The following is a 23,086-nucleotide window of genomic DNA, read 5'->3' on the forward strand; positions in this document are numbered from 1 at the left end:
GTTGATCAGTCGAGACGACCGCTTGCATGTGCCAGCATTGTATAGACCTTGCCGGTGTCGGAGGTCAGGTATGTCTGGCCTAGCATGTTGTCACGGTCGTTGCGGGAAACCTGAGCCAGCAATTGCTCGAAATCCGCAACATAACGCTCTACTGCAGTCCGGAATTCAGGGTCGCGGGAATACTTCTGACGAATTTCGTCGAAGGTCTGCTGGCCCTGAAGGGTGTAGAGGCGGCGTGTAAACACGTGCCTTTCACCAGCGCGATAGCGGTTCCACAAGTCAATGAATGTCTCGTGGTCAATTGCACGTGCAATGTCGACGGAAAGCGAGTTGAGACTTTCAACAGTCTGCAGCGGTGTCCGGCTCAAGTCTGTGTCAGAGCCGGCATCGTCGTCACTCGAGGCACGGCGCAAGAGATCCGCAACCCATCCTTTGCCGCTTGAACCGCCACTGGCAGCCGGGGCCGGTTTTTGACGGCGTGGCTCGGCCGGGCGTGTTTGCTGCGGGCGCTGCTCGCTTGCAGGCGCTATCGGAGCAAAGCTTGCCGGGGCAGCTTGCGGAGCTGGCTGTGGAGCCGGTTGCGGGGCGGGGGCCGCACTCGCCGTTGCTGCCTGAGCCTGGGGCTTAGAGATATCCAGAGCATTGGACTGTTTTGCGACAATCTCTGAAAGCTCGGTCAGGGCGCGAATCTGCTCGTTGACCACCTTGCGGAGGGCTGCAGAAGACTCTTCCGCTTCATCCGGCAGATTAAGAACGCCCTGTTTGAGTTCGCTGCGCGTTGCCTCCAGCTCGTGATGCACTTCGCGTGCAACGTCACGCATGCGGCCGGCAGCATCGTTGAAGCGTTCGGAAGCGTCGCTGACGGTGCGGGTCATCTCAGAGATGATGTCATCCTGAGCCGACCGGATGGCGTCTCTTGCCTTCTGGCCTTCCATACCTGCCGTCAGGCGCATCGATTCAAACTGCTCGGCAACCTGTTTGGATGCAGCTTCTGCTGCTGCACCCAGCATGTTGGCCGCATCGCGGGCCTTGTCGTCAGCTGACTCAAGCGTTTCCGACAGCGTCTGCGTAAAGGACCGCATCAGCGTATCAACCGCCTCCGTTTTTGCCAGCAACGTGTCGGCAACATCCTCAATGGCTGTGCGACGTTCGGAAACACGGCTCTCCACGGAGCTGTTTGTGTCTTCCAGGTGACGTGCAGCCTTGGTCAGTTCTTCTGACTGGTCGGTGAAGCGGCCGGTCAGGTTCCGGATATCGGCAAGGGTCGTGTCTGTAACATCCCGCAGATTGGAAACCTGTTCGCCGATCAGCGATGTTGTGGAGTTGGTTTCCTGTACGGCGCGATCGACGGCGGAGCGGAACTCGCCTGCACGACGTGCCAGATTGCCTTCCACTTCCGTCAGGTTCTCGCCAGCGACACTGACGATTGTCTGGAGGTTGGAGTTGGAGTCCTCGATCTTGTTGAGGATCTCGGTCACATCCGCTTCCAGCCTGCGCTTTGTGTCGGTAAGCAGCGTCGTGGCCTGATCGCTGCGCTCGTTGATGCTGGCAACAATCCGGTCACCTGCTTCGACGAGCGACCGGGTCGCGTCGAGGCCAGTGTGGGCAAATGTGTCAGTGACATCGCGACCCTTGACGGTGATGGCCTCAAGGATGGCGTTGTGGACTTCCGAGAGACGGCCGGTGAGGTCGTTGGCACGGGTTTCGATCGCGTTGATCAACTCGTTGCCATCCGCGCCAACAATCTTGGCCAACTCGCCGGAACGTGCGCCAAACGCCTCGTTCAAGCTGGTGGCCTTGCTCAGCAGCTCGTTCGCCACTTCGTTTCCACGGCCAACCAGAAGATCGGCGGCTTCCGCAACCGCGCTGTTGACGCGGGCGCGGACCATGCCAGCTTCGTTCGACATCTGGCCACGGATTTCTTCCAGTGTCTTTGCCAGGGTCAGGCGTGCCTGTTCGCTTTCCGCCGAAAGGTTGCCGGAGATTTCGGCAATCAGACCGGACAGTTCGCCGCGAACTTTCTCGCTTTCGCCGGTGAGGGATCCTGTGAATTCGGCCAGCGTACCGGCATAGAGCGTGCGGGCTTTTTCGCTCTCGGCGCCCATGGCCCGCGCTGCATCGGTAACTGCGGCCAAAACCAGCTCGCGGATCTTGCCGCTTTCGCCGGACATTGCCCCGGTCGCCTGCTGCATCGCTGCTGTAACCGCATCAGCTGCTTTTTGGCTCTCGCCGGCCAGCACACCGCGCGCTTCGCCAACGGAGCCCAGAACGATCTGACGCATGCGATCGCCTTCGCCGGTGAGCTTTTCGGTCGCCTGGTTCAAGGCGCCGTCAACAATCTCGACGGTTTTCGTGCGCTCGTCGGCAAGTGTCTGAACTGCAGCTGTGACCGCTTCCTGAACCACATCGCGCAGACGTGTGCTCTCGGTGGACAGGGTGGCGCCAGCTTCGGAGATCACGGCCGTCAGGATATCCCGTGCACGCTCACTTTCTCCAGTGAGTGTGCCCGAGATGCTCTCCAGGCGTTCGTTGAGGAGTGTTTCCAGCTGCGTTGCGCGGCTGTCGAGTGTTTCAGCAACTTCGAACACCTTGGCACCGAGCGAAACGTTGATTTCCGCAATGCGCTCAGAAAGGGACTCCGTCAGTTGTTCACTCTGCTTGCCAAGGACGTTGCCGGCTTCAGCAAGTCTGTTGTCGAGCGCCGACGTCATTTCGTCCTGACCTTCCACAAAGGCCTGGGCGATTTCCTTTGTGCGGGAAATAAGCGTTTCGGAAATCTGACGCGCACGTGCATCCAGAGTTTCATCGATACGATCGGTGCCGCTGGTCATTGAAGCCGAAATGAGCTCTGCCTTGTCGGCCATTGCCGTCGCGGCACCATCAACACGGGTCGACAGGTTCTGACCGATTTCCTCGGCGCGGTCGGCAAGCGTATTGCCGGCAGATTCGATCCGCTGACCGAGTTGCAACGTGATCGCATCGGAGCGGTCCGCCAGAACGTCGGTGATGTTGCGGGTCTTTTCTTCCAGCGCTTCGCTGATCCCGGTCGTCCGGTTCTCGATGGCGTCGGACAGGATCTGGGTGCGGGCTTCGAGGGTTGCTTCAAAGGCAGCTGTGCGCTGATCCAGCGTCAGGTCCAACGTGTTGATATGGCTGCCGAGCGAAGAGTCCATCGTGGCGATACGCTCGCTAAGCGAACTGTCCAGAGATCCGACGCGCTGTTCCAACGATGCATCCATGGTGCTGATGCGGTCGGTGAGCGTTGCGTCCATGGTTGAGAAACGCTGGTCGAGAGAGGTGTCCATCGCGGTGAGGCGATTGCCGAGCGATGCGTCCATCGTGTCGATGCGCGATGCGAACGTCGTATCGAGTGTGGACAGGCGTGAATCGAGCGCTTCGGACAAAAGAAGCGTCTTGGTATCGAACGCGTCGACCAGTTGACCGCCCTTGTCGGTGACGATGGATTCCAGTTCGGTAAGCCGTGTTGAAAGGCCTTCTTCGAGGGCCAGTCCGCGCACTTCCAGTGTTTCTGCGATCTTGCCGCTGATCTGGTTGATATCACCTGCCACGCGGTCGCCGCGGCTGCCGATGAGTTCAGCCAGCTGTGTGCCGGTTTCAGCCAGTTTGTGTGTCAGGTTACCAGTCTGTTCGCCGAGGCTTGCAGCAAACTGAGTGGAGACGCCTTCCAGCGTGTCGCGGAAACCGACCGTCTGCTGCTCGAGCATGGTCGCCATTTCGTTGCTGCGAGCGGTCAAACGCTCATCAAGCTCGGCGCCATTGATCGAAATTGCGGTGTAGATCCGCTCGGAAATCGTATCGAGCTTCTCCGCCAATTCACCACCGCGAACGGAAATGGTCTGGGTGAGAGAACCGGCCGTTTCATCCAGCTTGGATGCAATCTCACCGCCGCGCAGCGACAGATCGACCACAATGCTTTCGCCTGTCCCGCGCAGGATTTCAGCAACCTCGGTTGAGCGGCTGGACAGCGTTTCGACGATTTCAGCGCCCCGGATGGAAATGGTGTCGGTGACTGCCTGACCTTTTTCGGAAATGCTGTCGACGACCCGGGTTCCCGTCTCCGCGAGAGACTGATCGAGCGTGTTGACGCGTGTGTCGACCGTGGACACCAGCTCTTCAGTGCGGGAAGTGATTGTGTCGATCAGGCGTCCTGACGTCAGGGACAGGTTTGCGTTGATCTCTTCACCGCGTTGGGTGATCACTTCGCCGACGGAATTGCCGGTTGTTTCCAGAGTAAGCCGGAACTCGTCCGCCTTGCTGCTCAACGTGTCGATCACCGACGTGCTGGACGTGGTCATCGTGTCGTTGATTTCGGTGCTGCGGGCGGAAAGTGTCTCAACAAACGTATTTGCGGTATCGGCAAACCGGTCGTTGACTTCGTTGCCACGTGTCGAGAGCGTTTCCCACATTGTGGAGCCGGTTTCGGCCAGGTTGTCGACCAGTTCATTGCCGGTGCTGGACAGGCGGGCAACATAGTCTTCTGCGCGCACTGTCAGGCTGTCGACCAGTTCGTTGCCGGAGGCATTCAGGGTTGCACCAAGAGATTCAATGCGCGAGTCGACGGTCGCGGTAAGCTCTTCCACGCGATTGTTGACTGCGTCAGTCAGGCGTTGAGTGGCCTGATCGACCGTTGTTCCCAGTTCACCGGATGTGTCGGACAGCTGCGAGGAGAATTTCTCATGCGCTCCGGCAATGGTTTCACGAACGCGCTCGGCATTCATGACGATGGATTCGCGCTGGCTGACCAGTTCCTCGATCAGGCCGCGGATTTTTAGCTCATTGTCATTGTAAGAGCGCTCGAGTGAGGAAACCTCATTGTGCACGAGGACTTCCAGCTCGCTTGCGCGGGCAATCGCCCTTTCGATGCCGTCGCCCATGGCCGCTACTTCGCGGCGGATGGCCTGGCCGACACTGAGAATGGATTCCTTCGCCATATCTTCTGGTTCAGCAAGGCGCAAGGCGACTTCGGTCATACCACGGGCGACGATGCGCATTTCCTGCGCGCGCCAGATCATCATGGCCATGACAAAGAAGAAGATAATGGGGACGACAATTCCGACGATGGCCAGGATGACTTCCGGTGAAGACGTTAGTACCTGCGGATCAGTGAGCGAAGAGACCTTGTCGGAAAAGGCGGTCATGAAGAGACTGCCGCCGAGCGCTGCCCACACGGCACTCAGGGCGAGAGCGCCCCAGAACGGTGCCGAAGAGGGGCGGCGCTGAAGTGCATAGATAAGACTGCCGATGTTCCGACGATCGTCATTGGCTGCCGGCGGTCGTCCGCCGCGACCACGCCTGCGGGACTGGCGCTCCTCGCGCTGGGATGACCGGTTGTCCGCCTGCTGACTGCGCGCTGGCTCTGCATCAGCTGCTGCGCTCGCCTCAGGTGCCGCTTCCGCAGTCCCGGCTTCAGGGCCACCGAAATCGAGTTTCAGGGCTTCTTCAACCGCAGACAGTGCCGCTTCCGCCGGATCTTTCGCCTTTGTCGGATTTGCCATTTAGGATCGCCTCACGTCCGTACTCATTACACACCGGTATTTCAGCGAAGCTGCAAAAGCAGCTCCAAACAGTACCTACCGGATGCGTCGCTTCTGGGGCTGTTACACAGAATGCAACGCCACAAAATCTGTTCTTAGAGGAGGGCCGCCGCTGACCGACCGCGAACTTTCCGTTCGACGGTTCACTCCCCATCTTGCCGCATCAGTTACTGTAATGGCACAATCTCTCCTAACGAACAAGAAACGGCAATAGCGTGAGTCACTTAGGGGGCAGTTTGAATGCCGGAATCGAAGCAGGTCAGAGTCTCGAAAGACACTGGAAAAGGAGCAGTTTCCGCTTCGCTTAAAGCGGGTAATCTGACGGCTCCCCAAAAGCGTTGGTTGAAAAAAGGCCTTTCGCAACCGGGTGGCAAGCTGCCGCTCTTCGACGATAACGGGCGGGAAATTCCAGCCCGCACCATCCGTGCCTGTATAGAGGCAGGCTGGGCAGAGCCTTGGTTTTCCAACCCAATCAAGCCTGACTGGCTCGTTTGCAAGCTGACGCCTGCCGCGATTGATGTGCTTTCCGCAAGTCAAAAAAAGGGAAAAAGTTAACGGCGGAACCTGAATTCAGGAAATTGCAACTTCGGGGAAATGACGGAATTGCAAGGACTTTTTTAATCTCTCTTTAAGTGCTGACTGAAACTGCGTTAACCAAGATTTCAATTTTTTGGGGACATCAGCCGCTTCTGCGCCTTTGACGAGCTGATTTAACCCGGTGTTTGCGGCTTGGAGGGCACGCTCAATACCAGAAATTGCTTGCGGCCGGGTGCCGTCAGGCAGGTATTGAGTATTTTGGAGCACCCCTCATGGCCCCTTCATCCATGGCCCGCGTTGCCGGCCGGGTCGCACCGGAAGCACCCATCGATCTGGTGCAACTGGCGACCAACACCCTTGGAAACCGTGATCTGGAAGTCCAGGTTCTGCATCTTTTCAAGTCACAGTCATGTTCCACGCTGGAACGGCTCGCTCAGGAAACGGAAAAGTCGGTTCGCCTCGACCTTGTGCATACCCTTAAAGGATCCGCCCGTGCGATCGGCGCCGATCGCGTTGCCACCGTTTGCGAGAACCTTGAGGGCAAGATGCAATCGACAAAGGATGCAGCCACTGAAGGTCTTGTTGCAGCGGTGGACGAGGCCAACAAGTACATCAGGGATCTGCTGGAAGGGTAGGCGGGAGCCCGCCAAGCGCTGAGCACGATCCAAGCGGTCGATTTCGTCGCATGCACACCTCTGAGGTCTGCATGGTCCTTGACCTTTTGCACGGAAGCTTTATTTCGGGGCAGCTGGAACCGCAATCTAGGGCTTGGACGCGACATATGCCAAAGATCACTTTTATCACCGCAGACGGAAACCGGACCGAAGTTGAAGCCGCCGAAGGCTCCACGGTGATGGAAAACGCTATCAAGAATATGGTGCAGGGCATCGAGGCCGAGTGCGGTGGCGCGTGCGCCTGCGCAACCTGCCACGTTTATGTCGATGATGCCTGGTCTTCAAAGACCGGTTCTCCGGAGCCGATGGAAGAGGACATGCTGGACTTTGCGTATGACGTGAAGCCGACTTCGCGCCTTTCCTGCCAGATCCAGGTGTCTGCAGAGCTGGACGGACTGGTTGTCCATGTCCCTGAACGGCAGGCCTGATCGTTCGTCTTCGCGCGATCTGTTTTCAGTGTTTGATTGACGATTTTCGGGTCACGGGGCTGCGATAGACGCAGCCTCGAACTCGCTGTTGGTGTCAGCTTGTCCCAGGTGCGTTATTCGGCCGGCTGGGCTGATTGCTTGCGAAACCAGAAATCGACCTCATTGCCTTCATCCGGATTGCTCGGGATCATCGTGGCCAGGAACAGGCTGATTGCAGCCATTGCGGCACCGGCCAGGAAAACGGCTGCTGGCGAAATGAGCCAGATGAAACCGAACAGCACCGGTATGAACACCGCTGCAATGTGGTTGATGGTGAAGGCAACACCGGCGGTCGGGGCAATATCCGCCGGATCACCGATCTTCTGGAAATAGGTCTTGATCGCGATCGCAATCGCAAAGAACGCATGGTCGATCACGTAGAGGCTTGCCGCCAGTGTCGCGTTGGTCACGAAGGCGTAGCAGACAAAGACCCCGATCAGACCAATATATTCCAGAATCAGCGCCTTTCGCTCTCCAAAACGTACAATCAGCTTGCCGATCTTCGGGGCCAGCACCATGTTGAATGCGCCATTGAGCAGAAACAGAGCAGCCACTTCGTGGACGTCATAGCCGAAACGTTCGACCATGAGGAAACCGGCAAAGACGGTAAAAATCTGCCGGCGGGCACCGGCCATGAAGGTGAGGGCGTAGTAGAGCCAATACCTTTTTCTCAGAATAAGCTTCTTGTGCTGCGGCACGCCTTCCCGGAAGTGCGGGTAGGCCATCACCAGGAAAGCAAGCACAATAAGGGTCAATCCACCCGCTATTGCGAAGACGGTCGCAAACGACAGATCGAATGTCTTCCACGCAATGAAGATCAGGCCATAGGCGATTAGCTGAGCAAACGCACCGACTGAGATTATCTTGCCCAGGCTTGCTGCTGCCGTGGCCTTGGGCAGCCACTGCAGAGACAGCGACTGTGCCATCGTCTCGTAATAATGGAAGCCGATCGACATGATCAGCGTGGTTATGTAAAAGCCCATCGCTGTTGGGAAATAGCCGGTTATGGCAACCCCGAACCCGAGCAAAAGCAAGGATAAATAGGCAAGTGTTTGCTCGCGCATGACGAAGAGCAGATAAACGGCCAAAAAACTCAGGAAGCCCGGAATCTCGCGGATGGATTGCTGAATTCCGATCTCGCGGCCAGAGAAGTCCAGCTCATTGACCGCAAAATTGTTCATCAGGTTCCACCAGGCAGCAAAGGAAAGCTGCATGGCCCCGGCCATGATCATCAACAAGACAACAGGAGAGCGCCAACCCGTGATTTCATTTGGGTGGGCATTTTGCGTGAAATAGGTCATTCAGAAACCGTCGAGGAGAAACTGTCCATCAGCGAAGTGACTTGCTTCTAACTTCAAAAAGAAACTGCGTGTTAGCGCTGTTTTGTCATGATATGTTTCCGAGTTGCCAAAACTGCCGCATGAAACGAGCTTCGCGACTGCCTCAACCACAAGGAAATGAGGTGTCAAGACGTGTTCGGGCAGCGCATTCTTGAAGCTCACCGATTGATTGGAGATCGTACATGGCCATTCATCCGGAGTTGTCAGAGTTTCCGGTGGGAGCTGTTTCGGGTCCGCTCATTGGTTATGCCAACAACGCCCCCGCCGGCATAGGTCACAATGGCTGGCATTCGCACGACAGCGCGCAATTGTTTCACGTGGTCAAGGGATCGATTGCAATCGACACCGAGATGGGCACGTTCTTTGCGCCTCCAGAGCGTGCGGTCTGGTTGCCTCCACGTGTGGAGCATCAGACGAGATACCTCACCGAGACCGAGATACGGTATGTTTATGTTCAACTTGATTACGCAAGAGATCTGCCGACCACACCTCAGGTGATACAGGTGACCACGCTGCTCAGAGCCTTGATTTTGGAGTTCATGTCCTACCCGAGATCTGAAACCGAAGGCGGTCCGGCGGGCCGACTGGCAGCGGTGATTTTGGATCAACTCAAGATGCTGCCGGCCGCCCCCTTGCAGTTGCCGATGCCGCAGGACGCAAGGCTTCGGGATTTGTGTGAGGCGGTGGTCCGTTGCCCGGCGCATATTCCTTCGCTTGAAGAAGCTGCCGGCCGTTGCGCCACATCCGTTCGCTCTTTTGAAAGGCGGATCAAGACAGAGACCGGCTTGAATTACCGGACCTGGTGCCGTCAGGTGAAGCTGTTCAGAGCGCTCGAATTGCTTGCTGCAGGGCGCAGCGTCTCAGATGTTTCGCATAAACTCGGCTATGAAGGGCCGAGTGCATTCGTTTCAACATTCAAGAAAGCTTTCGGGGTAACGCCGGGCCGCTATTTTGGGGACCTTTCAGGGGATTGATCTGCCTCATGGCGAATTGTGCCATGGAACGCCAAGAGTATGGCAACACCACTCTTCAGGGAGACTTGCCATGTTCAAGAAAATCCTCGTTCCCGTCGATCCCGGCGAACCCGCATTTGCAGAGCAAGCGCTTGCAAAAGCTGCACAAATGGCGCGCGACTATGGTTCCAAGATCCACTTGATGGCGGTCTGTCCGGAAGTGCAGAGCTTTGTTGCCAGTCAGCTCCCGGATGGCTGGCAGGAGAGAGAATTCAAGGAAACTGCAACGGTACTTGAGCAGATCGGTTCGAAACTGGATGTCCCGGAAGGAACAATCGACCTGATGGTTCGAATGGGGTCCGTCTATCATGAGGTGATTGAAGAGGCGACGAAGTCGGACTGCGATCTCATTTTGATGACGTCGCACAAGCCTGGCTTGTCAACATACTTCATCGGTTCCAACGCAGCACACATCGTCCGTCATGCGCCATGTTCGGTGCTGGTTTTGCGCAGCAGCTGACGACCCGACACCAGCTTAATGATGATGACCCGGAGTGCGCCGCTCTCGATGAGAGAGGCGGCGCATTCTTCGTTGGACAGGTCTTTCCTTCATACTTGTCGATGATGAGGAAATTACTTTTGCTGTGTAGTACACAGAAATGAATTGTTAATGATAATTTCGATGGTTTTGAATTTTTAGGTAAAATTGTCACCTTCATTTTCAGCGTTACATAAGTCAATTTTAACAACTTTAAGTAAAGCTCCGTGCGCTGGTATGGAGTTAAAGATGCGCATGCGTTCGGCTTTTCGTTATTCAATCACCGCCAAATTGTTGGGTATTGTCGCGATCTGTGTCGGGTTTGTTGTCGCCGCGTCGGGTGTTGGCGTCTATCAAATCCGGAAAATCGGCCAGGAAATCGAGTTCATCGCAGAAGCCGAGGTTCCGCTGACGGATGCAATCGGTCACGTTACGGCCCACAGGCTTGAGCAGACATTTCTTGTCGAACGTCTGATGAGAATGAGTTTGATTGGCATTGAAGGCCGGGAAGTCGGAAGCGAAGAGGAACGGGCCCAGACAGAAGCCAGGCTCCTCTACCTGGGTGGGAAGATAACCAGCGAATTCGCCGACGTTGCCGAAATTGCCGAGCAAGGCATTTCACTTGCGAGCACAGAGGCACAGGTCACGGAATTTCAAACCGTTCTGAAAACCATCAGAGCGATCAGTCAAGAGCATGAAGACTACTCCGTTGCGATTTCCAAAATACTGAGCAAGTCCAAACGAGGTAACAGCCTTGAAGCGGAGAACCTGCTGCAGCAGGTGAGCGGAACTCATTCCAAGTTCAATATGGAACTGGAACAACTTTTGTTCCGCGTGCAGGCGCTTGCCGAAAGCGCAGCAAAAGCGGCGGCTAAGCACGAGCAGAATGCCATACGTTTCACAATTCTGATTTCGTTGGGCGCGGCCGGATTTTCCGTCCTGTTGGCAATGTGGCTCGGAAGGTGGGCAATTGGTGTGCCTTTGCTTGAAGTCGTGAATGCCCTTCGCCGACTTTCCAGAAATGACTTTGACGCTGAATTGCCCGTGGACCGGAATGATGAAATCGGGGATATCGGCCGCGCTTTCAAGGCTTTCAAGGCGCATCTGATCAGAGTCAAGGAACAGGAACGCATTGAGATTGAAAGACAGACGGAGCTGACGCGGGAAATTCGCCTTTTGTCCGAGCTGAACGAATGGCTGCAGTCGAGCAGCTCGCTGGACGAGCTGTTTGAAATGGTCAGCCTGTTCATGACCAAATTGCTGCCGAGCAGTGCGGGCGCCGTCTATGTTTACTCAAACTCGCGCGATGTGCTGGACGGAGCTTGTACCTGGAATGGCGGTATCCTGGAAGCGCATATTCGCCCCAACTCCTGCTGGGGACTGCGTCGTGGCAGGCCCTATATCTACGGCGACAACGAAGTCAGTTTCCGCTGTAGCCACGTCGCTCCAGATCTTGAAGACGATGTGTATCTTTGCTTGCCGATCCTGGCACATGGAGAAACCGTTGGTTTGATGCATCTTTCTCCGGCTGCTGGCGCTAGCGATGAGGACTTTCTATCTCAGCGTAAACTTGCCCAGATGGCCGCAGAGCAAGTGAGTCTTGCAATCGCGAATACGCGCATGCGCGATGAACTTCACAACAAGTCGATAAGAGATCCTTTGACAGGCCTCTTCAACAGGCGGCATTTCATTGATGTGTTGAGATCAGGGCTTGAACGCTCTCAGCACAATGGACAACCGATCTCACTGGTTTCGATTGACGTCGATCACTTCAAGAAATTCAACGACAACTATGGTCACGATGCAGGTGACATGGTGTTGCGTGCGGTTGGATCGACGTTGGAAGAAGTCTGTGATGGCGATCAAATGCCGTGCCGTTTGGGCGGTGAGGAATTCATGGTTCTTCTTCCCGAGACATCCCTGTCTCACGCCGAAGACGTTGCCGAAATGGTCCGGGTTGCTATTGAAAAAATCGTGGTGCGTTACGGCGAAAAAAGCCTGCCGAAAATCACGGTTTCATGCGGTGTTGCGGGGTATCCAGACCATGGGCGCATACCTCAGGATCTTATGAAGTCCGCAGATGATGCCTTGTACCTTTCCAAAGACAATGGCCGGAACCGTGTCACGGTCGCCAGATCTGATTTTGATGAAACGGAAGACGATCTTGAGCTCCTGAGGGAAGATGCTGCACAAGATCAGGAGACCGTTGCAATGAAACAAGGCGATGTCGCACACAAGGAAAATGCTGCCTAGGCTTTCCGAGTCAGCAGCATGGCAACCCCAATGTAGCGGAACGGATATGCGTCCGGGTTCGCCATCAGCAACTCCAGCGCCTTGGTGTAAACCTTGTTAACGAGCTTGTCCCGCCTGGGGCTGTCAGGCAGGGCATTTATTAAAACGGCTTCGGTAAAGGCGCGAAAGAAATCGACGTATTGCGCTGCGTACTCTGTCAGATTGCCGTTTCGCTGAAACGCTTCGTTGAATGGAACCGGCACTTCATAGGACATGCTTTGGTCGAGCTTGAACAAGTCTGAAACCGCGTATGAGGGATCGGTTGCAGGAGCGGTCAATTCTTCCAGCGACCTCATGTAAACGGGCTGGTAATAACGCGCATAGGCGTCTCTTGAGATTTCACCGTTTTCAACGAAAGCAAGAACCGCGTCATTGAGCAGGTCATAGATGCCGTCGCTGGTGCTCGCATCACTGTCACGTCCAAAGACCTGCACAATCAGCTTCCCGCCGGGAGCCAACTCACGAGCACGGACTTTTAGGAAACTGGCGACGTCCTGTTTGGCAAGCTCGGCAAATGCTTGACGATCGGTTTCGGAAACCTTCCCGTTTGACCGCACGGCGCTTGGGCCATTTGGAAAAATGTAGTCAGGCAACTGTGACAGGGGACGGCGCGAGAGGAAGCCAATCGCATTGAAAGTTGTTGCCAGATGAAGAGAGCCATCGGGAACCAGCTGGTCATACATGGAGCCCGCCACAACGCAGGAAAAGACCTTTTCGCTGCCAAATACGCTCCGGCCATCTGAGCGAATGTTCAAGAGCAGCTTTGAGAAGTCGTTTGTCGGCAGATCCGAGTGGATCGTCTGGATGGAACGTGTTGTGCGAGGCAACAAGGTATCGAGCGCTTCAGCCATGACCGCAATGGAATTGTGCCCTTCTGAGCAGCCGAAGTCGGCAAGCCTGATCGTCCCTTCACCTTCAACTTCAAGAGTTGCCATTGCATTTGTGATGAGTGGAAAGACAGCTTCAATCGCACGCCATTGAGGCGCTGAGTTCGCATCATAGAAGCCGCCGCCCACCATCCCGGTTGTCGTGGCATGCGAGGCTTGTGTCGCTTTCGTGGATTGTCTGTCCGTTTCCGTCACGCAATTCACTCCACTGATCTGCACTATGTGTGTGTGCCGGCAATGAGACCCGTCAAGGACTTTTGGGGGCAAGAGCAGGACGCTATTTCGAACTTGCGCAAACGATGCGGATTTGTTGATCCATCGACGCGGAATTCGTGAGGCTTTTGGCGCAGTGATCAACGCGCCAATTCCTTCATGGCCTCCGAGAGACCCTCGACGGTCATCGGGAACATGCGACTTTCCATGAGTTCGTTCAGCATTTGTATGGAATGTGTGTAGGTCCAATGTTCTTCGCGCACGGGGTTCAACCACACTGCACTTTTGTAGAGGCCTGTCACGCGCTGCATCCATGTCGCCCCGGCTTCTTCATTCCAATGCTCGACAGACCCTCCCGGATAGGCAATTTCATAAGGGCTCATCGATGCATCGCCGACAAAGATGATCTTGTAGTCGGCCGGATATTTGTGCAGCACATCCATGGTTGGAATGCGTTCCGTGTGGCGGCGGCGATTTTCTTTCCAGACATATTCATAGAGGCAATTGTGGAAATAGAAATGCTCCATGACCTTGAATTCAGACCGCGCCGCTGAAAACAGTTCTTCGCAAACCCTGATGTGGTCGTCCATCGAACCGCCGATATCGAAGAACAAAAGCACTTTGACTGCATTGTGCCGTTCCGGACGCATCTTAATGTCCAAAAGCCCTTTATGTGCGGTAGACCGGATAGTGTCATCGAGATCAAGCTCATCTGCCGCGCCTGTTCTTGCAAAATTGCGCAGGCGTTTCAGGGCGACTTGAATGTTTCGTGTGCCGAGGAGCTGGTTGTCATCCAGATCCTTGAAGTCTCTCTTGTCCCAGACCTTGACCGCACGCCGGTGCCGACTTTCGTGCTGACCGATGCGCACCCCTTCGGGATTGTAACCATAAGCGCCAAAGGGCGACGTGCCGGCGGTGCCGATCCATTTGTTTCCGCCCTGATGGCGCTTTTGTTGCTCTTTCAGGCGTTCGCGCAGAGTTTCCATCAATTTGTCGAAACCACCCAAGGCTTCGATCTGCGCTTTCTCTTCTTCGCTCAGGTGCTTTTCTGCCAGGCGGCGGAGCCATTCTTCGGGAATGTCTTCAGAGGGAACCTCGCTCAGAAGATCAAGACCTTTGAAGACGTGTCCAAAAACGCGATCAAACTTATCCAGGTTGCCTTCATCCTTCACCAGGCAAAGGCGCGCCAGATAGTAGAAGTCTTCGACGCTTTTTTCCGCAAGATCATTGTCCAATGCTTCCATGAGCGTGAGATATTCCCGCAAGGAAACCGGAACGCCGGCAGCTTTCAGCTCAGAAAAGAAATTGATGAACATTTCAGGAAATTATCCGGCTACCGGGGGCATGTCGAGCCAATGCGCAACAGGGCCGACAGGCAACACTGTTTCAACGGGGGAGGTTATGAGCAACCTTTGGGCGGAATCTAGTTGGTGTCTTGTGGGTCTTCCTTTTTTGCCAGAGACACCAATTCACCCATGAAGTCGGAAATTGAAGGTCCGGTTCCGGAGACGAAAGGTGCAGGTCTGCAGACATCGATTGCCGCGATGCCGATGCGAGCAGTCAGGAGCCCGTTTACGACACCTTCGCCGAGCCGTGCGGACAAGCGCGCGGCCAGTCCGTGACCGAGAACCTGCGAGGCCAGGCTGTCGCCAGCCGCCATGCCTCCTGTCACCGCAAGGTGCGTGAGAACCTGCCTTGCCAAGCGCAGGAAGCCGAGTGTTCCAGGGCGTCCGCCATAAAGTGCAGAGAGGCGGCGTATGGTTCTCAGATTTTCAAAAAGGACTGCAAGGAGGTCGACCAGCGCGCGTGGGCTGACGGCCGTGACGATGGACACCCGTTTGGCGCTGTTCATCACAATACGCCTTGCTTCGAGGTCGAGCGGACCTAAGAGGTCCCGCTCCGCAAGTTTGATCAGGTCCCGGCCATCGATCACTTCACGCATGTGACCGGCCAGAGCCTTGCGACCCTGCGCCGTTTCCGGTCTGTCGCGATAAAGAGCCAAGAGTTCTTTCAGTCCACTTGTCGCGGCGCTGGCATTGTCGTTTTCAGCAGCTTCGGACAGTCTTTCACGCAACTTGTCGATTTTTCCAAGGCGCATCAGTCCGGCGACTTCACGCAAAGCCAACCCCAACAAACCGAGTGCGGCAAGCGTTGCGAGTGCAACGCCCAGCCATCCCAGCCAGTCAGTGCGGGCAAAAAGATCCCGGATCAGACTATCGACAGCCAGACCGATTGTCAGCGATACGAGGCCGGACAGCCCGATTATCAGCCACTTGCCGAATTTGAAGCCGGACTTGGGTGTGCTGGCAGTACGTGGCAGGCGCGGTTCGTCGTCTTCCAGAAAGGCCTGGGTAATGAGTGCCTCGTCAGCTGAAGGCATTTTGTCTTCGTCGTCGGTCAGGCGAACCTTGCGGTCGTCAAGTCGAAACGCTGTCGGACGACGTCCAGCAGGGGGAGGGGTTCCGGTCATGCGAGTCGATCTCCGATCAGGAATTCCAGGGCACGGTCCAATCGAATATGCGGAAGCGACAAGGTGAGACCCTCTGCCGTCGTGTCCAGCTCCGGTGGTCTGAATCTCAGAAACTGAAGATCTGCCTGAGCAGATTGAAAGCTTGGTCGAACCCCTTCATGCAGTGATTCATCTTTGTCAAAAAGTGATTCAGGATCCTGGGGTAAGTCTCCGGGAAACATCGCGATTTCGGTTCTGCCGTCATAGGTGTCTCCGTTCAATCGCTCGCCAGGCAGGGGTGTTCCCAAAATAGCAGGTAATGCCTCGCCGCGGTGTTTGACCGTGGCTTCGCGTGTCGCGCGCACTGCAGCCATGGCCAGGACGTCGACTTCAGCGCCTTTAAACCTGGCTTTTTCTTCAGCCCTTGAGACCAGCCTCTTCAAAATTGCCTCGAGCCGGTCGTGGTCTGAGCTGTGAAGGTGATCCGCTTTGGTTGCGGCAAACAAGATCCGGTCGATGCGGCGCGTTAGGATTGACGACAGCCAACTTCGCTTGCCTGGCCTGAAAGCGCCAAGCACTTCGCTGAGCGCGACCTCTAGATCTGCCACCGCGTCTGGACCGGCATTAAGGGCGTTCAAAACATCGACAAGCACGATCTGGCGATCCAGTCGGGCGAAGTGGTTGCGGAAAAAGGGGCGAACGACATGGGCTTTGTAGGCCTCATAACGCCGCTCCATCATAGAACGCAACGTGCCGGTCCGCGCTGCACCGGCGTCTGCGGGAAAGTCCAATGGTGCAAAGGTCAGGGCTGGGGAGCCGTCCAGATCGCCGGGCATGAGGAAGCGTCCTGGCGGCAGCATGGAAAGAGCGTGCGTGTCGGCTCTGCATCCGGCAAGGTAACTCTTGAATGCCGCAGAGAGTTCCTGGGCTGCCGGTTCGTTTTCCTCCGTGTCGGGTGACATTTTGCCGACGACTTCCAGAAAAGGAGACGCGATTTCAATGCGGTTTGTTGCGCGGGCGCGCTGTAAGGCTTCTGCCGAAAAAGTGGCGTAATCCTTGTTCAGCAGCGGCAGATCCAGCAGCCATTCACCGGGATAGTCGATCAAATCGACATGCAGGCGACCTGGACCCAGCTTGCGATAGAAATAGGACGCGCTCTCATAGTCTATTGTCAGCCGAAGCTCAGCAACTTGCCGAGTCGAATCCGGCCAGACCCGATCATCGACCAGGGCGCGCACGTGGGCTTCGTAGTCGAAGCGTGGAACTGCGTCATCGGGTTGCGGCTGCAGGCGGGCACCGGTCATCCTGTGTCCGGCAGCTGCGCTGAAGACAGGAAGCCGGCCGCCGTGGACCAGATTGTGGACAAGAGCCGTCAGGAAAACTGTTTTGCCCGAGCGGGCAAGTCCGGTCACCCCGAGCCTTACGCTTGGAACTGCAAGATCGGTTGCAGCATCCGCCAGGTTGGCCAAGGTAAGACGGGATTCCTCCGTCAATGTGGTCAATGGGTTCAAAATCGCCTCCAGCGCGTTCATGTAAGCGCGGGCAGGGGTCGGATCAACGGGAAATCAGTTGGAAAAGGGTCTGAGACGACACCCTAATCTGGTTCGTCCTTGAGGTCTCTCGGTTTGACAAATCGTTCCAGGTGACCGGTTTTCGGCCCCAACTCTGACCAGTCGGCAATATCAAAGTCCAGAACAGAGAGCGCTGCGGTCGGATATTTTTCTTCAAGATCAGCCAAAGCCTCTGGCGCTGCCGTGCCTGTCAAACTGAGGGCTGTGTCCTCGGTGGCTGGATTGTGACCGATGACCATCAGGTTTTGCGCTCTGCCGCCATACTTGCGTATCAGCGGCGTGTAGTCGTCTTCGCTTTGTCGGTAGAGATCCGAGATGAGGTGGATCTGCGCTTCCTGCGGCAAAAACTGCAGAACGCGTGAAAGTGTTTCTCGAGTGCGCTGCGACGTTGAGCACATAATCTGATTGGGCAGAAGGCCGTTTTGTTGAAGATAGCGGCCCATTTTCATGGCTGCAGCCTTGCCGCGGCTGTTTAGCGGACGATCAATATCCTCCAGATCGTCGTCGCCCCAGTCCGACTTTGCATGTCTGAGAAGAAGTAGCCGCATGACGCTTCCAGTTGTTGTTTTGCCGTTTGGTGCCGCGCGTCAGTTCTGATCAGCCAGTGCGCTTGTGAAGACTTCGATGGCCGGTCCGACTTCAGCTTCTTGAGTCGGCAGTGTATAGGAAAGCCAGAGCGTATAGTCAGCGTCTGTCCCGGAAAAATACCACAAAGTCTCGCAAAGACTTGTCGGCGTCCAGTTGCGGGTACGGAATGAAATACCTGTAGAGGCTGCCCCGCTCAACGTGATTGGCTCAAAACCTGCTGCCTTGTAGCTTCTGGAAAAGGTAAGGGCTTCGCGACGCCCGGTGCCTTGAGTGTGTTTGCGCAACACGGCGGTGATGCCATCGCGACCTGTGTAGATGCAGCTTGCCTGACTGACGGCATCGCCTTCCATGACTTTGATGCGCGAGAACGCACCGATCGTGTCAGGACAACGCAACCCGGTAAAATGACGAAGTCCACTGACATCACTCTGCCACCCGGCATCCTTTTCCGGTGGAACCTGTGCCACAGCCGACCCTTGCGTCACAGCGATCGCCAGAGCCAGGCCTGAAACCACACGTAGGACTGAATGCCGTTTCGACAAAAAGGTCTCCTAGGATCGTTCGCGCCGTGCCATGAAGGCAAGACGCTCGAATAGATGCACGTCCTGTTCGTTCTTCAAAAGTGCGCCGTGCAGCGGTGGTATCAGTTTGGAGCTATCTTGTTGACGAAGGGTTTCCGGATCAATGTCTTCATTTAGCAGCAATTTGATCCAGTCGATCAGTTCGGAAGTGGATGGCTTTTTCTTTAGTCCCGGCACGTCCCGCACATCATAAAAGAGACGCAAGGCTTCCGATAACAAGCGCTGCTTGATGCCTGGAAAATGAACCTCGACGATATCGGTCATGGTTTCGGCGTCCGGGAACTTGATGAAATGGAAAAAGCACCGGCGAAGAAAGGCGTCCGGCAGGTCTTTTTCATTGTTGGAAGTGATGATCACGACCGGACGCTGCCTGGCACGAACCGTTTCGCCTGTCTCATAGACGTGAAATTCCATCCGATCGAGTTCGAGGAGCAAATCGTTCGGGAACTCGATATCTGCTTTGTCGACCTCGTCAATCAACAGCACGGGTTTTTCAGGCGCTTCAAAGGCATCCCAGAGTTTGCCCCTTCGAATGTAATTATTGATGTCCTTGACCCGCTCGTCCCCAAGTTGGCTGTCGCGCAATCGCGACACTGCGTCGTATTCGTAAAGACCCTGCTGAGCCTTGGTTGTCGATTTGACGTGCCATTCTATCAAGGGCGTGTTGAGACTTGCCGCCACCTGCTGTGCGAGGACGGTCTTGCCGGTTCCCGGCTCACCTTTGATCAGGAGTGGCCGTTCAAGTGCTATCGCAGCATTGACCGCGATCCTCAGATCCTCGGTCGCGACGTAGTTTTCAGTTCCCTCAAAGCGCATTTGGTCGTCCGTTCAACTTGAATTTCCGGCGAAAGTGACAGGACGTTGAGAAGGACGCAAGCCCGCAAAAGGAATGCAATGGGCCCGGCTTCATGCGGACAGACTTGCCCATTGCGGGGGGAAGAAATTGCCTTCCTGTCCGATCCTTGCCGGGGTGACGGACTGCCGCTTACACTATTGAAATGAGTTAAATTATTGTAAAATATATATTTTTCTTGATGTGTGTGAGTTGGCACGTCCCTTGCGGGTATGTGGCGGATTATGGGCGCAAGCCCGCGTCAGCAGTGCCCGAGCTATCAAGAGGACCGAATATGGGTATTTATGGGGCTATCAACTCAGCCGTTTCCGGACTGGCTGCGCAGGCAACAGCACTGGAAAACATTTCCGGTAATGTTGCCAACTCGCAGACCACCGGTTTCAAGCGGTTGGATACTACCTTCTCCGATCTTGTGTCCGGTGGCGGTGCCACGCAGGCTGCGCAGGTTTCCGGTACGACCTTTGCCACATCGCGCGCAACCAACACAGTGCAGGGCGATATCACGTCTGTCGATGTGGACACCTACATGGCGATTAACGGCGAAGGCTACTTTGTCGTGACGCAGGCATCGGATGTTGTCGATGGGTCGACAACCTTTGCCGATGAGACCTATTACACCCGCGCGGGCGACTTCGAGCGGGATAAGGAAGGTTATCTGATCAATGCGTCAGGCTATTACCTTCAGGGTTTCCCGCTTGATCCGGACACTGGCAATGCCATTGGCGACAATCCAACAGTTGTCCGAATCGAGAATCAGCCGCTATCGGCATCTGCGACAACCACCGTTGAATATCAAGCCAACCTTCCGCGCATTCCGGACACGACCGACTATGACGGCACTACTGATGCGTCCGCCCTTTTGGATGCAGGTGTCGGTACCAGTGACATTGCTGTGGCGGATGAGCAAGACTTTCTCGATACTTCCGTTTCTGGCGGTTCGATTACCATTTATAATGAAAATGGTACTGCGATGAATGTCGAAGTTCGCTATGCAAAAACGGCGAACTACAACTCAACCGGTCCGGTCTTTGATGAGTGGACGATGTATATCGGTTCCGGAGGCGATGCGACCAACGCCTGGTACGACGTAGGTGATGTCACCTTCGATACAACAGGTGAGCTGAACGGTATGACAGCTGGCTCTATCGGCACTGTCAACGGTACCAGCGACGGCTTCACAATTGCGTCTCTCAATATCGGCGGAACGACTGCAGCGAATGTTGAGTTCTCCTTCGCTAATGGGTCGTTGACGCAATATTCAGATCCCGATGGAACGACGAGTTCTGTGTCCCTCGATCAGGACGGCTATCCTGCCGGTGAACTGACCGGCGTTGCGGTGGACGAATCCGGCCGCGTTATCGCCAGTTACTCCAACAGTCAGCAACGCGCGGTTTATGAAATCCCATTAGCGACTTTCGAAGCTGAACAGAACCTTCGGCGTGTCGACGGTGCCGGTTTTGCCGCCACAACGTCCTCCGGCGAGGCAGACTTGACCGGTGGTGGTCAGATCCTGGCCAAAAAACTCGAACTTTCCAATGCCGACATTGCCGATGAATTCTCGAAGCTGATCGTTACTCAGCAGGCCTATTCGGCAAATTCGCGGATTGTTACGTCCGCGGACGAGATGTTGGACAGCGCGCTCAACATGGTCCGGTAAGACCATCAACGCCGGCGGGTCTGCCCGCCGGCTTTTCTGGCTAAGTCGCAGCGTTTTACGAAGGAGAAGCCGCCATGGGTCTGATGAGTGCCATGAATACCGCGGTCTTCGGGATTCAATACAATCAGCGTCAGTTGGATGTAACGGCAACCAACATCGCAAACGCGGATACAGCCGGGTATTCCAAGAAAACGATTTCAGCCGAGGTTTATTTCGATGGGCTCGGCAACGTAGCTGGTATGAATGCGACGGAAGTCCGTCGCGTCATGAACGAATATGTTCAAGCCGACTACTTCAATTCTTTGTCGGATACGAACTACGCAAAACAAATCAACGACTTCACAGACCGTCTCGACGATATTTTCGGTACGATCAATGACAGCAGTAGTCTGACATCCCTTGCCGGACAATTGTCCTCCGCATTGTCTGTCCTGATCAATGATCCGGGAAATTTTGCGGCCCAGAATGATGTTGTGTCGATTGCAGATTCCTTCGCAAGGCAACTCAACAGCTCATACGAGCGCATTGACGATCTGCGTCAGGAAGCCGACAACGCACTTTCAACACAGACCGACACCGTCAACGGGCTTTTGAAGAGCATCGAAGACATCGATGATGCCATTCGAGATGCCTATCAGTCCGGCATTTCGACCGCTGACATGGAAGACGAGCGGGATCGGCTGGTCGAGCAGCTTTCAGGGTATCTTGATGTCAATGTCTCCAAAGGCGCAAACGAGACCTTGTTCATCCAGACAGCTGATGGGCAGCAGCTTTATGCGGACAACCAGGCCTCCACACTGAGCTTCACACCGTCCCACATCCTGCGGCCGGGAGAACCCGGCAACACGGTAATGGTAACGACACCTGGCGGCACGTCGTACGATCTGATCGCTGCCTCGAACTCTGGCGCAATGGTGGCGACGGCGGAACTGCGTGACGACATACTTGTCGAGGCTCAGGCGCAGCTGGACACGATCGCCGCGGAAATGTCTCTGGCATTTTCCAACGTGACCGTTGAGAGTAGCGACGTCACCGTTGGCCTGGACAGCGGTTTTGATTTGGATGTCTCTGCGCTTCAGTCAGGCAATACAATAACCCTGGAGTACACGGACACTGGCGGTGTCGCCCAAACGGTAACATTGGTTGCTGTTGAAGATGCGTCGCTTTTGCCGCTCGACAATTCAGCAACCGCCAATCCGAATGACACAGTATTCGGGATAGACATTTCAAGCGGAACACCGTCGACCTACATCACCAACATCGTCGCCGCACTTGGCAGCACAGGCTTGCTGGTCAGCAACAACGGTTCCGACGAGTTGCGTGTCCTTGGCGATAATACAGGTCCGACCACAGTTGAAAGCCTGAATGCAAATGTGACTGTGACCGCCAATAGCGATCAAGGCCTTGGACTGGCAATCTTTGTCGATAGCCGGGATTCCCCTGTTGAGTTCACCGACGCGCTGGAAGACGGTGGTCAAAGGCTCTCCTACGCGAACAGCATCGCGATCAATCCAGATCTCTTGGCCGACAGTGCACTGCTGGTCAATTACCAGACGACCCCGACTGCAAATACTGCCAATGATCCGGCGCGTGCCCAGTTTCTCGCTAGTGCCCTGACATCGTCATCGACCTATTTCGATCCTGACACAGGCATCGGTAGCGGCTCTACCCCATTCCAGGGCAGTGTCATCGATTTCGTCAATCAGACAGTTTCGTACCAGGGAAACCAGGCTGAAGACGCTGCGACCTATGCAAAGTCAAAAGAGACGCTGACCATGAACCTCGCGATCCGCTACGAAGAGAGCTATGCGGTCGATCTGGATACAGAATTGGCCTTCATGGTTCAGCTGGAAAACGCCTACGCGGCCAACGCCCGCGTGATGCAGACCATCAACGAGCTCTTCGATGAGCTTCTGAATATCGTCTAAGGT

Annotated in this window: 17 protein-coding genes; 7 read left to right on the top strand and 10 right to left on the bottom strand. The window is 55.5% G+C overall.

What is annotated here, in order from left to right:
* Nucleotides 1-5: 5 nt before the first annotated feature.
* On the bottom strand, nucleotides 6-5,516 hold the full coding sequence (locus tag K1718_RS10915) for an apolipoprotein A-IV repeat region-like domain-containing protein (RefSeq protein WP_265684416.1): 5,511 nt from the start codon (nucleotides 5,514-5,516) through the stop codon (nucleotides 6-8).
* A gap of 609 nt (nucleotides 5,517-6,125) precedes the next feature.
* Nucleotides 6,126-6,359, bottom strand: a complete 234-nt coding sequence (locus K1718_RS10920; protein ID WP_265684418.1) for a hypothetical protein — start codon at nucleotides 6,357-6,359, stop codon at nucleotides 6,126-6,128.
* Nucleotides 6,360-6,364: 5 nt separating this feature from the next.
* Between K1718_RS10920 and K1718_RS10925 the strand changes: the two genes are divergently transcribed.
* Both K1718_RS10925 and K1718_RS10930 read left to right on the top strand, forming a co-directional pair.
* Nucleotides 6,365-6,727, top strand: coding sequence for an Hpt domain-containing protein (locus tag K1718_RS10925; RefSeq protein WP_265684419.1), 363 nt, complete (start codon nucleotides 6,365-6,367; stop codon nucleotides 6,725-6,727).
* A 146-nt stretch (nucleotides 6,728-6,873) separates the two neighbouring features.
* A complete protein-coding gene (locus K1718_RS10930; RefSeq protein WP_152500949.1) occupies nucleotides 6,874-7,194 on the top strand; it encodes a 2Fe-2S iron-sulfur cluster-binding protein in 321 nt (106 codons plus the stop codon).
* A 113-nt stretch (nucleotides 7,195-7,307) separates the two neighbouring features.
* Here the strand turns inward: K1718_RS10930 and K1718_RS10935 are convergent, their stop codons facing one another.
* The gene (locus tag K1718_RS10935; protein WP_265684420.1) at nucleotides 7,308-8,534 is read right to left on the bottom strand and encodes an MFS transporter; all 1,227 of its coding nucleotides are present in this window, start codon (nucleotides 8,532-8,534) and stop codon (nucleotides 7,308-7,310) included.
* Between the two features lie 221 nt (nucleotides 8,535-8,755).
* Between K1718_RS10935 and K1718_RS10940 the strand changes: the two genes are divergently transcribed.
* The 3 genes from K1718_RS10940 to K1718_RS10950 all read left to right on the top strand — a co-directional run bounded on the left by K1718_RS10940 (nucleotide 8,756) and on the right by K1718_RS10950 (nucleotide 12,317).
* Nucleotides 8,756-9,547 (top strand): AraC family transcriptional regulator, encoded by a 792-nt coding sequence (locus tag K1718_RS10940; RefSeq protein WP_265684421.1) that lies wholly within the window; start codon nucleotides 8,756-8,758, stop codon nucleotides 9,545-9,547.
* Nucleotides 9,548-9,617: 70 nt separating this feature from the next.
* The gene (locus K1718_RS10945; protein WP_152500952.1) at nucleotides 9,618-10,046 is read left to right on the top strand and encodes a universal stress protein; all 429 of its coding nucleotides are present in this window, start codon (nucleotides 9,618-9,620) and stop codon (nucleotides 10,044-10,046) included.
* 267 nt (nucleotides 10,047-10,313) lie between these two features.
* Entirely contained in the window at nucleotides 10,314-12,317 is a 2,004-nt protein-coding gene (locus K1718_RS10950; protein ID WP_265684422.1) for a sensor domain-containing diguanylate cyclase, read from the top strand.
* Here K1718_RS10950 and K1718_RS10955 read toward each other — a convergent pair.
* The 7 genes from K1718_RS10955 to K1718_RS10985 all read right to left on the bottom strand — a co-directional run bounded on the left by K1718_RS10955 (nucleotide 12,314) and on the right by K1718_RS10985 (nucleotide 19,461).
* Nucleotides 12,314-13,438: a class I SAM-dependent methyltransferase gene (locus K1718_RS10955; protein ID WP_265684423.1), complete on the bottom strand. Its 1,125-nt coding sequence runs from the start codon at nucleotides 13,436-13,438 to the stop codon at nucleotides 12,314-12,316. The genes K1718_RS10950 and K1718_RS10955 overlap by 4 nt on opposite strands.
* Before the next feature lie 158 nt (nucleotides 13,439-13,596).
* The gene (locus K1718_RS10960; RefSeq protein ID WP_265684424.1) at nucleotides 13,597-14,772 is read right to left on the bottom strand and encodes a vWA domain-containing protein; all 1,176 of its coding nucleotides are present in this window, start codon (nucleotides 14,770-14,772) and stop codon (nucleotides 13,597-13,599) included.
* Between the two features lie 107 nt (nucleotides 14,773-14,879).
* The gene (locus K1718_RS10965) at nucleotides 14,880-15,926 is read right to left on the bottom strand and encodes a YcjF family protein (protein WP_265684425.1); all 1,047 of its coding nucleotides are present in this window, start codon (nucleotides 15,924-15,926) and stop codon (nucleotides 14,880-14,882) included.
* On the bottom strand, nucleotides 15,923-17,416 hold the full coding sequence (locus K1718_RS10970) for a YcjX family GTP-binding protein (protein ID WP_265684426.1): 1,494 nt from the start codon (nucleotides 17,414-17,416) through the stop codon (nucleotides 15,923-15,925). Before K1718_RS10970 ends, K1718_RS10965 begins: the two co-directional genes overlap by 4 nt.
* Before the next feature lie 83 nt (nucleotides 17,417-17,499).
* A complete protein-coding gene (locus tag K1718_RS10975; RefSeq protein ID WP_265684427.1) occupies nucleotides 17,500-18,024 on the bottom strand; it encodes a SixA phosphatase family protein in 525 nt (174 codons plus the stop codon).
* A gap of 39 nt (nucleotides 18,025-18,063) precedes the next feature.
* On the bottom strand, nucleotides 18,064-18,606 hold the full coding sequence (locus K1718_RS10980; protein ID WP_265684428.1) for a hypothetical protein: 543 nt from the start codon (nucleotides 18,604-18,606) through the stop codon (nucleotides 18,064-18,066).
* Between the two features lie 9 nt (nucleotides 18,607-18,615).
* Nucleotides 18,616-19,461, bottom strand: coding sequence for an AAA family ATPase (locus K1718_RS10985; RefSeq protein WP_265684429.1), 846 nt, complete (start codon nucleotides 19,459-19,461; stop codon nucleotides 18,616-18,618).
* A 311-nt stretch (nucleotides 19,462-19,772) separates the two neighbouring features.
* Here K1718_RS10985 and K1718_RS10990 point away from each other — a divergent pair, with 311 nt between their 5' ends.
* Both K1718_RS10990 and flgK read left to right on the top strand, forming a co-directional pair.
* Nucleotides 19,773-21,155, top strand: a complete 1,383-nt coding sequence (locus K1718_RS10990) for a flagellar hook protein FlgE (protein WP_152500959.1) — start codon at nucleotides 19,773-19,775, stop codon at nucleotides 21,153-21,155.
* A 74-nt stretch (nucleotides 21,156-21,229) separates the two neighbouring features.
* Nucleotides 21,230-23,083 carry a flagellar hook-associated protein FlgK gene (gene flgK / locus K1718_RS10995; protein ID WP_152500960.1) on the top strand — a complete coding sequence of 618 codons (1,854 nt, stop codon included), beginning with the start codon at nucleotides 21,230-21,232 and terminating at the stop codon, nucleotides 23,081-23,083.
* The last annotated feature ends 3 nt before the right edge of the window (nucleotides 23,084-23,086 follow it).

The sequence above is a fragment of the Roseibium porphyridii genome, assembly GCF_026191725.2.
Taxonomy (GTDB): Bacteria; Pseudomonadota; Alphaproteobacteria; order Rhizobiales; family Stappiaceae; genus Roseibium; species Roseibium porphyridii.